This is a genomic window from Pseudomonas sp. 2957 (genome assembly GCF_031456345.1).
Lineage (GTDB): Bacteria > Pseudomonadota > Gammaproteobacteria > Pseudomonadales > Pseudomonadaceae > Aquipseudomonas > Aquipseudomonas siliginis.
Genome location: NZ_JAVDUL010000002.1, coordinates 184881 through 200136, shown reverse-complemented (window position 1 = coordinate 200136; position 15256 = coordinate 184881). Strand labels below are relative to the sequence as shown.

Annotated in this window: 12 protein-coding genes; 4 read left to right on the top strand and 8 right to left on the bottom strand. The window is 62.8% G+C overall.

Annotated features, from left to right (window positions below; all coding sequences use genetic code 11):
* Positions 1-127: 127 nt before the first annotated feature.
* Both J2Y39_RS06580 and J2Y39_RS06575 read right to left on the bottom strand, forming a co-directional pair.
* On the bottom strand, positions 128-1144 hold the full coding sequence (locus J2Y39_RS06580) for an NADP-dependent oxidoreductase (protein WP_310216114.1): 1017 nt from the start codon (positions 1142-1144) through the stop codon (positions 128-130).
* A 55-nt stretch (positions 1145-1199) separates the two neighbouring features.
* Positions 1200-1988, bottom strand: coding sequence for an SDR family oxidoreductase (locus J2Y39_RS06575; protein ID WP_310216112.1), 789 nt, complete (start codon positions 1986-1988; stop codon positions 1200-1202).
* Between the two features lie 139 nt (positions 1989-2127).
* On the opposite strand from J2Y39_RS06575, the gene J2Y39_RS06570 reads away from it, so the two are divergent.
* The gene (locus J2Y39_RS06570; protein ID WP_310216109.1) at positions 2128-2730 is read left to right on the top strand and encodes a TetR family transcriptional regulator; all 603 of its coding nucleotides are present in this window, start codon (positions 2128-2130) and stop codon (positions 2728-2730) included.
* Between the two features lie 215 nt (positions 2731-2945).
* On the opposite strand, the gene J2Y39_RS06565 is transcribed toward J2Y39_RS06570, so the two are convergent.
* The 4 genes from J2Y39_RS06565 to J2Y39_RS06550 all read right to left on the bottom strand — a co-directional run bounded on the left by J2Y39_RS06565 (position 2946) and on the right by J2Y39_RS06550 (position 8199).
* Positions 2946-4058, bottom strand: coding sequence for an alkene reductase (locus tag J2Y39_RS06565; RefSeq protein ID WP_310216107.1), 1113 nt, complete (start codon positions 4056-4058; stop codon positions 2946-2948).
* Between the two features lie 171 nt (positions 4059-4229).
* Positions 4230-6464 carry a molybdopterin cofactor-binding domain-containing protein gene (locus tag J2Y39_RS06560; protein ID WP_310216105.1) on the bottom strand — a complete coding sequence of 745 codons (2235 nt, stop codon included), beginning with the start codon at positions 6462-6464 and terminating at the stop codon, positions 4230-4232.
* The gene (locus J2Y39_RS06555) at positions 6461-6934 is read right to left on the bottom strand and encodes a 2Fe-2S iron-sulfur cluster-binding protein (RefSeq protein WP_310216100.1); all 474 of its coding nucleotides are present in this window, start codon (positions 6932-6934) and stop codon (positions 6461-6463) included. The genes J2Y39_RS06560 and J2Y39_RS06555 overlap by 4 nt, the downstream gene beginning before the upstream one ends.
* Positions 6931-8199 (bottom strand): c-type cytochrome, encoded by a 1269-nt coding sequence (locus tag J2Y39_RS06550; protein WP_409037400.1) that lies wholly within the window; start codon positions 8197-8199, stop codon positions 6931-6933. The genes J2Y39_RS06555 and J2Y39_RS06550 overlap by 4 nt, the downstream gene beginning before the upstream one ends.
* A gap of 296 nt (positions 8200-8495) precedes the next feature.
* On the opposite strand from J2Y39_RS06550, the gene J2Y39_RS06545 reads away from it, so the two are divergent.
* The 3 genes from J2Y39_RS06545 (at position 8496) to J2Y39_RS06535 (ending at position 12328) form a co-directional block, all read left to right on the top strand.
* Positions 8496-9695: an MFS transporter gene (locus J2Y39_RS06545; protein WP_076562840.1), complete on the top strand. Its 1200-nt coding sequence runs from the start codon at positions 8496-8498 to the stop codon at positions 9693-9695.
* Between the two features lie 94 nt (positions 9696-9789).
* Positions 9790-10695 (top strand): LysR family transcriptional regulator, encoded by a 906-nt coding sequence (locus tag J2Y39_RS06540; protein ID WP_310216093.1) that lies wholly within the window; start codon positions 9790-9792, stop codon positions 10693-10695.
* A 130-nt stretch (positions 10696-10825) separates the two neighbouring features.
* Positions 10826-12328, top strand: coding sequence for a sensor domain-containing diguanylate cyclase (locus J2Y39_RS06535; RefSeq protein ID WP_310216090.1), 1503 nt, complete (start codon positions 10826-10828; stop codon positions 12326-12328).
* A gap of 6 nt (positions 12329-12334) precedes the next feature.
* Here the strand turns inward: J2Y39_RS06535 and J2Y39_RS06530 are convergent, their stop codons facing one another.
* Both J2Y39_RS06530 and J2Y39_RS06525 read right to left on the bottom strand, forming a co-directional pair.
* Positions 12335-13873 carry a cryptochrome/photolyase family protein gene (locus J2Y39_RS06530; protein ID WP_310216087.1) on the bottom strand — a complete coding sequence of 513 codons (1539 nt, stop codon included), beginning with the start codon at positions 13871-13873 and terminating at the stop codon, positions 12335-12337.
* A 195-nt stretch (positions 13874-14068) separates the two neighbouring features.
* Positions 14069-15190: an alkene reductase gene (locus tag J2Y39_RS06525; RefSeq protein ID WP_310216085.1), complete on the bottom strand. Its 1122-nt coding sequence runs from the start codon at positions 15188-15190 to the stop codon at positions 14069-14071.
* Positions 15191-15256 lie beyond the last annotated feature (66 nt).

The window sequence follows — 15256 nt, the reverse complement described above, 5'->3', positions numbered from 1 at the left end:
GTCCTCTCTCCCTCTGGGAGAGGGAGCCGATTTGTGGGCTTTTTGAGACCTGTGTTCGCCTCGGTATTTCAGGTCGGCGTTACTCGCGCATTCAGCTCGGTCAGTTCCCTCTCCCTCTGGGAGAGGGCTAGGGTGAGGGGCTTTTGAGGTTGGCCGCGATGGCAACCTTGCCCTTTGCCCGGCCTTTTTCTACGTAGTGCAAGGCGTCAGCTATCTGATCGAACGGAAAAGTACGATCAACCACCGGTTTGATCACTCCTGCCTCAATCAACGCAGTGATTTTCTGCAACTGGACGCCATCGGCACGCATGAACAGAAACGAATAACCCACCCCACGCTTGCGCGCCTTGCGCCGAATACCACTGCTGAGCAGGCGCATCAGCACCCCGAGCAGCCACGACAAACCCTGCTCCTGAGCGAACTGCGCAGTCGGCGGCCCTGACAGGGAAATCAGTTGCCCGCCCGGTTTCAACACCTTCAACGATTTCTCCAGCACATCGCCGCCGAGGCTGTTGAGCACCACGTCGTAGTCGCGCAGCTCAATAGCGAAATCCTGTTGCTTGTAATCGATCACCACATCAGCGCCCAGCGCCTTGACCCACGCGACATTCGCCGTGCTGGTCGTAGTCGCAACGAAAGCGCCGAGGTGTTTGGCCAGTTGAATGGCGACCGTGCCAACGCCACCGGAGCCGGCATGAATCAGCACCTTCTGGCCTTTTTGCACGTTGGCGACTTCGACCAGGGCCTGCCACGCCGTCAACGCCACCAGCGGCATGCAAGCCGCCTCGGTCATGGCGAGATTGGCGGGTTTCAACGCGACCGCTTGTTCGTTGACAGCGATGCGTTCGGCAAACGTGCCAATCCTGTTTTCAGGCGCACGCGCATAAACCTCATCGCCCGGCTTGAAACGCTTGACCGCCGCACCGGTGCTGAGCACCACACCGGCGACATCGTTGCCCAATATCAAAGGCATTTGATAGGGCAGGATCATCTTGAATTCGCCGCTGCGAATCTTCAGATCCAGCGGGTTAACGCTACTCGCGCGCACTTCGATCAGCACGTCGTGAGCGCCAACCAGCGGTTCGGGCAGGTCGCCAATCCGGCCGTTCTGCTTGCCGTAGCGCTCGATGAAAAATGCCTTCATTGCGGATGCTCTTGTCGGTAGAAACCCGCCGGCATAGCGGCGGGTCTGGGTGAGGTCAGGCCTGAGTCAGATAACGTTGCGCCACCGCCGACTGGCGGATCTGCCCCAACAGGCCTTGCCGCGCGGCTTGCAGGGCATCCCAGCGCTCGCCTTCGTGCAGCGGCGGGATGGTCACGACTTCGCGACGGTCGAAACCGACCAGCGCGGCGTCGACCATGTCGCCGACTTCCATGATGTCGGTGAGGGTGTTGATGTCGATACCGGCGCGGTCCCAGATTTCCGTGCGGGTGGCGGCAGGCAGCACGGCTTGCACGTACACGCCTTGTGGCGACAGTTCCAGGCTCAGGCCCTGGGAGAGGAACAGTACGAACGCCTTGGTCGCGCCATAGACCGACATGCCGAACTCGGGCGCCAGGCCCACCACCGAGCCGATGTTGATGATTGCGCCGTCGCCGGCCTTGGCCAGACGCGGGGCGATAGCACTGGCCAGACGCACCAGCGCCGTGGTGTTCAGCGCGACCAGTTGCGCCACGCTGTCGGTGCTCTGCTCGATGAAGGTGCCGGACTGCGCGGCGCCGGCATTGTTGACGAGGATACCGATGCGCGCGTCGTCACGCAGACGCGCCTCGACCGTTTGCAGATCGCTGAGTCGGGTCAGATCGGCTTGCAGCACTTCGACATTGACGTTGTGTTCAGCGCGCAAACCGGCAGCAAGGGTGTCCAGGCGCGACTGGTCACGGGCGACCAGCACCAGATCGTGCCCGCGTTGGGCGAAACGTGCGGCGTAGACGGCGCCGATGCCGGTGGAGGCGCCAGTGATCAGAACAGTAGGGCGAATAGTCATGGTGTGGGCTCTTTGTCAGTTGAAGACTGATTGCGGGTCTTTAGGATGATGATCCAAATCTAAACTGTCAACGGTTTTGATTATGGCCAACATCTATGTATCATCGCCCCATGAATTTTCAGCGCTGGAGGTATTCAATATGCGCGTATCCAAAGCCCAGGCTCAGGCCAATCGCGAGCACATTGTCGAAACGGCATCAGTGATGTTCCGCGAACGCGGTTATGACGGGGTCGGCGTGGCTGACCTGATGGCGGCCGCCGGTTTTACTCACGGCGGTTTCTACAAACACTTCGGCTCCAAGGCCGACCTGATGGCCGAAGCCTCGGCCAACAGCCTGGCGCAGTCCACGGCTGCCGCCGAGAGCATGAGCGTGCAGGATTTCATCGACGTGTACGTGTCGCGCGACCATCGCGACGGCCGTTCCACCGGTTGCACGATGGCGGCGTTGTGCGGCGATGCGGCGCGGCAGTCCGGGGATGTCAAAGCGGCGTTCGCTGAAGGCATCGAGCGCACGTTGCAGACGCTCGGCGAGAAATACCCGATGGCAGCGGATGCACCGCAAGGTGAGGGCAGGACCCGGATGATCGACCTGCTGGCCCGCGCGGTTGGCGCGATCATGCTTTCGCGCGCCTGTCCGGATGACTCAACGCTGGCCGAGGAGATTCTGGCGGTGTGTCACGCTTCGATGACGGCGTCGTTGCCAGTCATCGAGGCGCCCGAAGAAAACCCGCAGCGCAGCTGAATCAAAAGCCCCTAACCCTCTCCCAGAGGGAGAGGGGACTGACCGAGCTGTTTGGGCGATTTACGCCAGACGCTGATATCGGGTCGAACTCCGGTTCTGAATGCTCCATAGATCAGCTCCCTCTCCCTGGGGAGAGGGCTGGGCGGGCGGCGTTCCGATGAGGGGTGAATCCGGCGCGATACCAAAGCCGAACGCCAGCACTTCGCCTCAGAAACTCAAGCGTGAAACGGATAATCGACATAACCACGCTGATCGCCGCCGAAGAAACTGCTCGGATCCGGCGTGTTCAGTTCAAGCCCGTCGTGCAGCCGACGCGGCAGATCCGGGTTGGCCAGGAATGGCCGGCCAAAGGCAATGATGTCGGCGCGATTGGCTTTCAACGCCTGTTCAGCGGACTCGGCGTCGTAACCGCCCGCGAGGATCAGCACGCCGTTCCAGGTCTGGCGCAACTGGGCAATGATCGCGTCCCAGCGCGGGTCGAAGTTTTCGTCCTTGACCGTGCCGACCATGGCCGGCTCGACCAGGTGCAGGTACGCCAGATTCCACTGGTTGAGCGCTTCGACCAGATAACCGAAGGTCGCTTCAGGCGTGTCATCGCCCATGCCCATGAAGCGCCCCATCGGCGTCAGGCGCACGCCGACGCGCTCGGCGCCGACTTCATCAGCAACGGCGGCGACCACTTCGAGCAAAAAACGCGCGCGGTTTTCCACGCTGCCGCCATAGGCGTCATCACGCTGGTTGCTGTTGCTGTTGAGAAACTGGTCGAGCAGATAACCGTTGCCAGCATGGATCTCCACGCCGTCCATTCCAGCGTTCAACGCGTTGCGCGCGGCGCGGCGATAGTCTTCGACGATGTCGGCGATTTCCGCTGTTTCGAGGGCGCGCGGCACCGGTACATCGCCCCATACGCCGTTGCCTTGTTCATCGACGATAAAGGTCTTGCCCGGCACAGGCAGGGCGCTCGGCGCCACCGGTAAGCCGGCGTCAGGCTGAAAGCTTGGGTGCGAGACCCGGCCGACGTGCCACAGCTGCATGAAGATCAGACCGTCGGCCTCGTGCACCGCGGTACTGACTTCGCGCCAGGCCTGGACTTGCGCATCGCTGTAGATCCCCGGCGTCCACGCATAGCCCTGGCCTTGCTGAGAGATCTGCGTGGCCTCGGTAATGATCAGCGCAGCACTGGCGCGTTGGCGGTAGTACTCGGCGTTCATTGCGGTCGGCACGTCGCCCGGCTGGCCAGCGCGCGAGCGGGTCAGGGGCGCCATCGCCACGCGATGGGCAAGGGTGTAAGGGCCGAGTGCGATGGGTTGAAACAGGCGACGGGTCATGGGTAGCTCCGGATTTCGATGAGTAGGGTTCAAGTGCGGCAGCCAGGTGCCGCGCGCTGTGCAGGTAACTTAACCGGGGGTGGCGGGGCTGATAATCCGTGGCCGGCGCTACGCAGTTTTGCGCGCAACGCAACGGCACCCGCGCTCATCCATGACGAGCGCGGGCGTGGTTCAGGAGGGTTGGCTCGAGCGGGTCAGCGGCAGGTTCAGCCAGCGCCGGCCGGTGGCATTGCTGACCGCGTTGCCGAGCGCCGCAGCCATTGGCCCTTGGACAATTTCGGCAGCACCGAGGAAGGGTTCGCCCGGTTGATCGAGCAGGTGCACGTCGACTTTTTTCGGCAATTGCGTAAAGCGCAGAATCGGGTAGCCGCTCCAGTCATAGCTGCGAATGCCGCCCGCGTCATAGGCGACTTGTTCGTAGAGCGTCCAGCTTGTCGACTGGACGATGCCGCCCTCGACCTGATTGCGCAGGCCATCTGGGCTGACAATCTGGCCAACATCGACCGCTGTCACCACATGATCGACACGGATCTCGCCGGTCTGCGGATGCACCCGCAGTTTCACCGCAAGGGCGCAGTAACCCATGATGTTTTTGTAGCGGGCGAAGGCAAAACCGATCCCAGCACCGGGCTCGCTGCTCTTGTGTGGCCAGCCGATTTCGTCGCGCACGCGCTCAATCACAGCCCGGGCACGTGGGTCGCTCAGATGCGCCAGGCGCAACGCCAGCGGATCGAGCCAGGCCTTGACCGCCAACTCATCGATACCCGCCTCGATGGCGAAGATGTTGATGTGCGCACCCAGCGAGCGCATGGCCGAAGTGCGGAACGGCATGGTGGTGACGAAATTCATGTTGATCCGCGTCGCGCCCAGCTCGTACAGCGGCACCGCGTTGCGATCGCCATCACCTTCGGGCTGGGCGATTGGCACCGACGGCGCAGAGGGGAAGGGTTTCGCCAACAGGCGTGCCGGCAGCAGGCGCCCGGCATTGACGATGCGTTCGTTGTGCGGCGTGGTCCACAGCTCGTAGTTCCAGTCCTGCAAACGGCCCTGACTGAGGCCGGCATCGACCTCGGTGACCATCGCCGAACTGTATGGCTCCCAAAGGTTTTCCTGCTCGCGCATCCATTGCACCCTGATCGGCGTGCCCGGCAGGCGCATGGCGATCAATGCGGCATCGGCGGCGGCATCATCGGCGCCGTTGTGGCCGTAGCAACCCGAGCCTTCGGTATGAATGCAGCGCACGCGGTCCGGCGGCAGCCGCAGCATTTCGGCGATACCGGCGCGCAGCGGATAGACGCCCTGGGTGTGGGTCCACACCGTGAGCACGCCATCGTTGAACCAGGCCACCGCGCAGGACGGGCCGATCGAGCCGTGCATCAAATATTGCTTGGTCACCCGCGCCTTGAAGCGAGTCTCGGTCGCGCTGCCGGGATTGCCGTTGTTGCTGATCGGATAGCGCTTGGAGGGCAATTGCTTGAGCAAATCATGAATCCCGGCGGCTTCGGGAATCGCTTCGCCGCCGCTCCACTTGGCACTTTCCATGCCGGCGCGCATGGCCTTGATCGCTTGCCACTCATCACCGGCGACCACGGCCAAATAGTTGCCGTCGCGAATCACTTTGACCACGCCGTTCAACGCCTCGATGGACGCGGCATCGAACGCCTGAAGCGTGCAGCCGGGACGCGGCGGGCGAATCACCCGCGCATGCAGCATGCCCGGCAGGCGCATGTCCTGGACGAACGCCGCGCCGCCGCTGACCTTGGCCGGAATGTCCAGGCGCGGCAGGTTGTGGCCGATCAGTTTGAAGTCGGCCGCCGCCATCGTCGGTGATTGCGCCTTGGCGTATTGGTGCACATCGACATGCTTGACCGCGTCGGCATATGCCATGCGCTGACCATTCGGCCCTTCGATGATGCCGTCGCGGGTGCTCAGTTGCGCAGCATCGACTTGCCAATGGCGCGCGGCGGCGTCGACGAGCATTTCTCGCACTTGCGCGGCGGCGTTGTAGAGCGCGGTGCCGCTGTCGAAAATGCTGTGGCTGCCGGCGGTGTAGCCTTCATTCGGCGTCAGCGCGGTGTCGGCGGTGAGCAAATTGACGGCGCTGGCCGGCACCTGCAAACGCTCGGCGGCGATTTGCAGCAACGCGGTTTTCACCCCGGTGCCGAGTTCGACCTTGCCGGTGTACACGGTGATGCCGTCGGCGCCGATGCGAATCCACGCGTCCAGGTAAGGGTTGGTGCGCAGGCTGCCGGGCAGATCGGGGGCCAGGACCACGGTGCCGAGGGTGTCGACTTCGGTGTCGGCCAAGACACGCCGCGCTACCGGCATCAGGGTGAAGGCCATCAGCAGCGCGCCGCCACGCAGGAAGGCCCGGCGGCTGGGGTTCAAGCCGTTTGCTTCGCTCATGTCCGGCTCCCGTTGTGCCCGGCCACCTGCTTGATCGCCTCGATGATGCGCAAATGGGTGCCGCAACGGCACAGATTGCCGGCCATGTGTTCACGGATGGTTTGTTCGTCCGGGTGCGGATCACGTTCGAGCAACGCCTGCGCGCGCATCAGCATGCCGGCAATGCAGTAACCGCATTGCGCCGCCTGCTTGTCGATGAACGCCGCCTGTAACGGGCCGGGTTTCTCTGCGCTGCCGAGGCTTTCGACGGTGCGGATCTTTTTTCCTTCAAGGCCTGCGCACGGTGTCAGGCAGGCGAACACCGGCTGGTCGTCGACGATCACCGTGCACGCGCCGCACTGGCCCAGGCCGCAGCCGTACTTGGCACCGTTGAGGTTCAGGTGATTGCGCAGCGCATACAGCAGCGGCATGTCCGGCTCCAGCTCCAGCGCTTGGGTGGCTCCATTGACGGTGAGAGTGATCTGGCTCATTTCGTCTCCTGACGTAACGCTTCAATAGTGGAAGAAAGGTCGGTCCATGGCTGCTCGGGTTTGGCTTGCTCGCGCAGATACGCGGCGAGTGCGCCAAGTTGGGCGTTGTCGAGGCTGGCGGCGAATGGCGGCATCACCGGGCCGGGGGCGCCGGGAATGGCGGGCACGCCTTCGAGCACGGTCTTGAGAAAGTTGCGCGAGCTGGCCGCTTGTAGCGCCGAAGTGCTTTGCAGGCCTGGGCGGCCGTCGATTTCACGCATCGGCGCGGCGGGTGCGTGACATCCGGCGCAGGCGCTGCTGAAGAGCAGGGCGCCGGTGCTGTGATCCGCTGGACTGCTCGGCTGCTTTTTCGGGGTGATTTCGGTCACCGCGTGCGGGCTTTGCAGGCTCAGCAGGTAGTCGGCAATCGCCTCGGCTTCACTGGCCGGCAAGCGCGCCAGACTCAGGCTGACCGGGCGCATCGGGCCGGCGGGTGTGCCGTGACCACTGACCACATCGGCGCGCAGGTAGCCGACCAATTGCTCGCGATTCCATGGATTGGCGCGTTGCCCGAGGCCGACCAGGGCCGGCGCTTCCCAGCCATCGACGCTGCCGCCCTGCAGATACTCCGAGGATTTCTCCGCGCCGATCATGTTCAGCGGCGAATGGCAGCCGGCGCAGTGGCCTGGGCCGTCGACCAGATAGCGTCCGCGATTCCATGCCGCGCTGTGTTCGGCCAGCGGCGTCAGTGGCTCGCCATGCAGAAACAGCAGGTTCCAGAACGACACCAGCGGGCGGATGTTCATCGGGAAATTCATCTGGTTCTGCATGGCGGGCGCATGTACGGCGGGGCCGCTCATCAAGTAGGCATAGGCGTCGGCGATGTCTTCGGAGCTCATGCGCCGGTAGTGCACGTAAGGAAACGCCGGGTAGAGAAAGTGGCCGTCGCGGGCAATGCCTTCGCGCATCGCCCGCTCGAAGGCCGGCAATGACCACTCGCCGATCCCGGTCTGCGCATCTGGAGTGATGTTGGTGCTGTACAGCGTGCCGAACGGCGTCACCAGCGGCAGCCCGCCGGCCAGGTATTCGCCGCCGGGGCGGGTGTGGCACACCGCGCAGTCGCCGGCCTCGACCACTCGTGCACCGCGTTGCAATTGCGCAGTATCGAATGACGTGGGGCGTTTGATTGGCGCGATCGCCGGGCGCCACATCAGCGCGACGGCGACGATCAGGCCGAGCACCGCGAGCACGGCGACGCTGATCCACAGGGTTCTGGATTTGAGCAAATGGCTGTTCATGGTCGGCAGAAAAACGCGGCGGACAGTGACAGGACGAGTGAAGTGCGGGTCATGGAAACGCTCCTTGTAGCAGCCGGGAAGGGCGCCGATGCGGACGTCAGCGCCAGGGCCAAAGCGTAGAGAAGACCCTTGCAGCGGAGAATCACCGGCCCGCGCAACAGCGCGTTGCGCCACAAGCAACGTTGCGCGCCACGCATCAGTGCGTTGCCAGTGGCACGGATTCTCGCCCCCGCCGGCTCACCGTAGCCTTGGCACAACTTTCCCGAACTCAACGAGGTGTCACCATGCTTACGGGCAACCCTGCCGTTGCGGCCCCCGCCGAACAGCCTGCTTCACTCTCCGGCCTGATGGTCGCGTTTCTGGCATTTTGCTGCGGCGCGGTCGTCGCCAACCTGTATTACGCACAACCCATCGTCGAACTGATCGCGCCGCAGATCGGCCTGTCCAGCGCCAATGCCAGCCTGATCGTGTCGCTGACCCAATTCGGTTACGCCTTGGGCCTGTTGCTGCTGGTGCCGTTGGCCGACCTGATGGAAAACCGCCGTCTGGTGGTCGGCTTCACCCTCGCCGCCAGCGTGACGCTGTTGTGCGCTGGCCTGACTCATTCGCCGTCGCTGTTTCTGCTGCTCTCTTTGCTGATCGGCCTGACTTCGGTGGCAGTGCAGATTCTTGTGCCGCTGGCCGCGCATCTGGCACCGGAAGCCAGCCGTGGCCGCGTCGTTGGCAACATCATGAGCGGCTTGCTGCTGGGGATTCTGCTGTCGCGGCCGCTGTCGAGTCTGTTGGTTGAAGTGTTCGGCTGGCGCGGGGTGTTTTACAGCGCGGCGGCACTGATGGCGGTAATCGCGCTGATTACCGCTGTGGCACTGCCGCGCCGGGTGCCGACGCACAAAGCCACCTATGTCGCGTTGATCGGTTCGGTGTTTGCCTTGGCCCGACGCTTTCCTGTGTTGCGCCAGCGTTCGCTGTATCAAGGCTTGCTGTTTGCCAGTTTCAGCCTGTTCTGGACCCTCGCGCCGATTGAACTGATGCGTCATCACGGCTTCAGCCAGGCGCAAGTGGCGATCTTTGCGTTGGTCGGCGCGGTGGGTGCGATTGCTGCGCCGATTGCCGGGCGTCTGGCCGATGCCGGGCACGGTCGTCGCGGTACCTTGGTGGCGTTGCTGCTGGCGCCGCTGTCACTGTTGATCGCCGCGTTGCCGGGCAGTGGTTACGTGTGGCTGGTGGTGTGTGCGGTGCTGCTGGATTTTGCCGTGCAGTTGAACATGGTCCTCGGCCAGCGCGAGGTCTACGCCCTCGACCCGCACAGCCGCGCCCGCCTGAATGCGGTGTACATGACCAGCATCTTCGTCGGCGGCGCGCTCGGTTCACTGGTCGCCAGCCCGCTGTACGAACACTTCGGCTGGAACCTCTCTGCCGTCGCCGTAGCGGTGTTGCCGGCGCTGGCGCTGGCGTTGTTCCTGAGCCGCAAGGCTGATGGCTGAGGTCGCGATGAGGCCCGGCAAGCACGACGATACAAGACGTGTGGCGAGCACTGATGCACAATCAGCGGCGTTCCCTCACCACCGGATCCCGCTTATGGACAAGTTGCTGGCATTGAAGATGTTTGTTGAAACCGTGCGCTGCGGGGGCTATTCCTCGGCGGCGCGCAAGCTTGGGATTTCGACGTCTTCGGTGACACGGCAAGTGGCGGGGCTGGAAAACGAGTTGGGCGCCAGTCTGCTCAATCGCACCACGCGCAACACCAGCGTGACTGTCGCCGGTCAAACCTATTTCGAGAAGGCCGTGGCGATTCTCGATGCCATCGACGAAGCCGATGCGGTAGTCGCCGATCGCGGCAGTGAAGCACAAGGCCGCTTGCGCATCAGCGTGCCGGTGGAGTTTGGCCGCCGGCTGATCGCGCCGCACCTGAGCCGCTTGCTTGAACGCCATCCCGGGCTGGAGATCAGCCTGTCGTTGAGCGATCAGGTCAGCGATTTGCTCAGCGAGCAGATCGACGTTTCAGTGCGGCTCGGTTCCACGGTGGTCAGTGAAGACATCGTCAGCAAACGCGTCGGGCAGTTTCAGCGTTGGATTGTCGCCAGCCCGGATTATCTGGCGCGCAGCGGCGTGCTCGAACATCCGCGGGATCTGCTTGAGCACCAATGCCTGCGTTTCGATTACGGCGGCACCCATCATCACTGGACCTTTCAGGGCGACGAAGAGCCGATTCAGCTCAACGTTGCGGGCCGCCTGCAAAGCAACAACGCCGACATCTTGCGCGAAGCGGCAATTGGCGGTGGCGGGGTGGCGCTGCTGGCCGACTGGCTGGTGCGCGACGACGTCGCCGCCGGGCGCCTGACGCGCTTGCTTGAACACTATGAAGTCAACCCCGGCAGCGCCAGCAGTTGCATCAACGCGTTGTACCTGCCCAACCACCGTGGATCGAGCCGGATCAACGTGTTCATCGATTTTCTCGTGGAAATCCTCAAACCCGCCGCTTAGCGCTGCACACTCTGTTGCTGCAGCCGCTGCACACTGCTTGTATGCTTGCGCCCCGGAACACGTGGCCGCCGTGAGTGCCGACGTTCGAATGATGGCTGGAATGGATACCGGACTTCCTTAAGGTACTGACGTGAAGCGTGATACTCGCCTTGTAATGCTCCTGCTGCTGGTGATCGGCTGTTCCCTGACTTCGCTGACGATCTGGAAAGTCTGGTCTTCGCGCGAGCGTGCGCTGGCGGAAGTCGATGTGCATGGCCTGAACCTGACCCAGGCGCTCAACACCTACACCGAAGGCATCGTCCGGCAAAGCTCGCTGCTCTTGCTCGGGCTGGTCGAACGTCTGGAAACCGAGGGCAACGGCCCGGCGCAGATTCAGCGCATCCAGAGCCTGATCGACCGCCAGCAGCCGCTGATGCCACAGCTCAGCGGCATCATCATCTATGACCGGAACGGGCATTGGCTGATGTCCTCCAATCGGCCGATTCCGGAGGGCGCCAACAGCAGCGACCGTGCCTATTTCATTCACCACCGTGACAGCCCGAGCCGCGAGCCGTTCATTGGCCCGCCGATCCAGAGCCGTGCCAATCACGAATGGGTGGTGACTATCAGTCGGCGCTTCAACGACGATGGCGGGCAGTTCGCTGGCGTGGTAGCGGTGACGCTGGGGGTGGAGAACTTCCTGCGGGTGTTCGGCAAACTCGACGTTGGCCAGGACGGCGCGATCGGTCTGTCTTACACCGATGGCACGCTGCTGGTGCGCTACCCGTTCCGCGAGCAGGACATGGGCCGCAACTTCTCCAGTTCGCCGATCTATGCCAAATACCTCGTCGACCGCTCGGTCGGCACTGCCTCCTACACCTCCAGCCTCGACGGTGTCGAGCGGCTGTACGCATTCCGTAAAAGCGAAACGCTGCCGCTGATCACCACCGTGGCCCTGGGCAAGGACGAAGCGCTGGCGGCGTGGCGCATCGAAGCGGCGCTGTCGGCGGTGGTAGTGATCGGGCTGCTGGGGCTGACCGGATTGATCGGCTGGTTCCTGATTCTCGATATCCGCCGCCGCACTGAGGCTGAAGAGGCGTTGCGCGATGCCCAACAGCAGCTGCTTGCGTCCAATCGGCAGCTGGAATTGCTGGCGCTGAAGGACGCGCTGACCGGCCTGGCCAACCGCCGCTGTTTCGATGAAACCCTGACCGTGGAAGCGCGGCGGGCGCAGCGTGACGGGACCTCGCTGGCCTTGCTGATGATCGATATCGACCACTTCAAATTGTTCAACGATGCCTTGGGCCACGTCGCTGGCGATGCCTGCCTGCAAGCGGTCAGCAAGATTCTTGAAGGCTGCGTGCGACGCCCCTCGGATCTGGTCGCGCGCTACGGTGGCGAGGAAATGGCGGTGATCATGCCGGCCACCGACAGTGCCGGTGCGACCGTGGTGGCGCAACTGATGCTCGAGCGTTTGCAGCAGGCGAACATCGCCCACCCGGGCAGTCCGTTTGCTCGGATTACGGTGAGTATCGGTATGGCGGTGGGGACGGGCGCGCAGCTGGATTCGCTGCCGGCGTTGATCCAGACCGCCGACCAGGCGCTGTACCGGGCGAAAGCGGCGGGGCGCAACGGGATGGCCGGGCAGGCCTGAGGCGCACTAGAAAGCTTCGCCGCTATCCAGTTTCGCCAACAGCATCTGCCCGCGCTGCCACAGCGCGTCCTGCTTGGCCAGCGGCATGCGGTCGAGGTTCTTGTACATCATGCCCATGCGCTGATTGCCACGCAGAATGTCGCCGTGGCGCATGAGGAAATGCCAGTACAGCGCATTGAACGGGCAGGCATCGTCCGCGCTGCTTTCCTTGACCTTGTAGGCGCAGTCTCCGCAGTAATCCGACATTCGATTGATGTACTGGCCGCTGGCGCAGTAAGGCTTGGAGCCGAGATAACCGCCGTCGGCATGCATGACCATGCCCAGGGTGTTGGGCAGTTCGACCCAGTCGAAGGCGTCCATGTAGATCGCCAGATACCATTCACAGATTTCCTTCGGCGCAATCCCGGCGAGCAAGGCGAAGTTACCGGTGACCATCAGCCGCTGGATGTGGTGCGCATAGGCATGTTGCAGGCTTTGGCCGATGGCCTGGCGCATGCAGTTCATCTGCGTTTCACCCGTCCAGTAGAACTCCGGCAGCGCACGCGTGTTAGCAAACACGTTGCCCTCGGCGTAATCCGGCATCTTCAGCCAGTACACACCGCGCACGTATTCGCGCCAGCCGATCAGCTGCCGAATGAAGCCTTCGGCAGCGTTGAGACCTATGCTCCCCGACCAGTAAGCCGCCTCGACATCGCTGCACAGCTGGCGCAAATCGAGTAGGCCGATGTTCAGCGCGGCACTGATCCGCGCATGAAACAGAAACGGTTCATCACTGGCCATGGCGTCCTGGTAATCACCGAAACCGGCCAGCGCATAGTCGAGAAAGTATTGCCACAAGGCCAGGGCATCGGCGTGGGTCACCGGGTAGTTGAAGTCATCCAGCGTGCCGTAATGCGTGGCAAAGCGCTCGCCGACCAACGCCAGCACCTCTTGGGTGATTGCGTCATTGGCGAAACGTGCCGGGTAGGGCGGTTTGGCGTGTTTGGGCAGCGCCTTGCGATTCTCCGCATCGAAATTCCACGCACCGCCGACCGGCGTACCGTCCCCGTTCAGCAGCAGCCGACTCTTGCGCCGCATCTCGCGGTAGAAAAACTCCATGCGCAGCTGCTTCTTGCCGCTGGCCCAATGGGAGAACTCTTCGCGGGAGCAGAGGAAACGGCGGTCTGAATGCCAGTGCACGGGCAAGCCCGAATCTTTGATTGACTGCTCAAGGCGCCAGTCGCCGCATTCGGTGATGTGGATTTCGTCGGCACCAGTGAGGGTTTGCCAGCGCTGCAATTCGCCGGGGATTGAGCCGCTGTTATCCGGGTCGTCGAGGCGGACGTATTGGACGCGGTAGCCTTTATCGCGCAACGCCTCGGCAAAGTGGCGCATGGCGCTGAAGATCAGAGCGATCTTTTGCGGATGATGAGCGACGTGGGTCGCTTCCTCCATGACCTCGACCATCAGCAGCAGGTCGTGCTGGGGATCGAGTGGCTGCAGGGAGGCCAGGTCGAAAGACAGCTGGTCACCGAGGATCAGGAGCAAACGGTGGGCAGGGGGCATGGAGCTAAGTCCGGTGAACGATTCGAACTCCAATAGTTATACAGATTGTTTGTTATGTATAGGTTTTAGCGGCCACTGACATCCTATTGTGGGAGCGAGCCTGCTCGCGAAAGCGTACTGTCAGCAAATACAAATGCTGACTGACACACCGCCTTCGCGAGCAGGCTCGCTCCCACAGGGATTTGTGTTGTGTCCTTATGCGGGGTAGGTCGGGTAATCGATATAACCCTCGGCACCACCGCCATACACCGTCGCCGGATTCAATTGGTTCAACGGCCAGTCATGGGCAATCCGCGCCGGCAGGTCCGGGTTGGCCATGAACGGTCGGCCAAACGCGACGAGATCGGCCAGGCCCGACTCAAGCAATTGCGCGCCGGTTTCGGCGGTGTAGCGACCGGCATAAATGATCGCGCCGCTGAACGTGTCGCGCACGGCCTGGCGAAAGGTCTGCGGCATCGCTGGCGCGTTGTCCCAGTCGGCTTCGGCGATCGACAGGTAGGCGATGCCGACGTCTTGGAGAATCTTGATCGCGGCAATGTAAGTGCTGTGCGGATCTTCCTCGACCAGGCCCAAATACGTCCGCGCTTCATCGGTGGTAGTGAACAACGGTGCGAAACGCACACCGACCTTGTCCTTGCCGATGCATTCGGCAACACCGGCCACCACTTCGCGCAAGAAGCGCAAGCGATTATCCAGTGAGCCGCCGTACTGATCGGTGCGCAGGTTGCTGTGGGCGGAGATGAACTGGTTGACCAGATAACCGTTGGCGCAATGCAGTTCGATGCCGTCGAAACCTGCATCCATCGCGTTGCGCGCGGCCTGGATGTACAGCTGAATCAGTTCCTGCACTTCATCGGTGCTCAGCGCGCGCGGAGCGGACGGCGGCACCAGTTCACCGACACCAGGCGCGGTTTCGATGAACACGCTGACGCGGTCCGTCGCCACCGCAGAGGCCGACACCGGCGCATCACCATTAGGCTGCAACGCCGTGTGCGAGACCCGACCGACGTGCCAGAGCTGGGCAAAGATCACGCCATCCACCGCGTGCACCGCCTCTGTGACTTTGCGCCAACCGGCGATCTGCTCCGGCGTGTGAATGCCCGGCGTCCACGCATAACCCTGGCCGCGCGGTTCGATCTGGGTGCCCTCGGTGACCAGCAAACCGGCACCGGCGCGCTGCTGGTAATACTCGGCCATCAATTCGTTGGCGACATTGCCCGGTTGCGTGCTGCGCTGGCGGGTGAGAGGTGGCAGGACGATGCGGTTTTTCAGGGTGTGTGCGCCCAATTTGGCAGGCGTGAAGAAAGCGTTATTCATGGAGTAAGCCTTGAATCTGATTAGACCAGTCGACTAGTGACTGGGCAAAAAAACAACGCCGGGCGG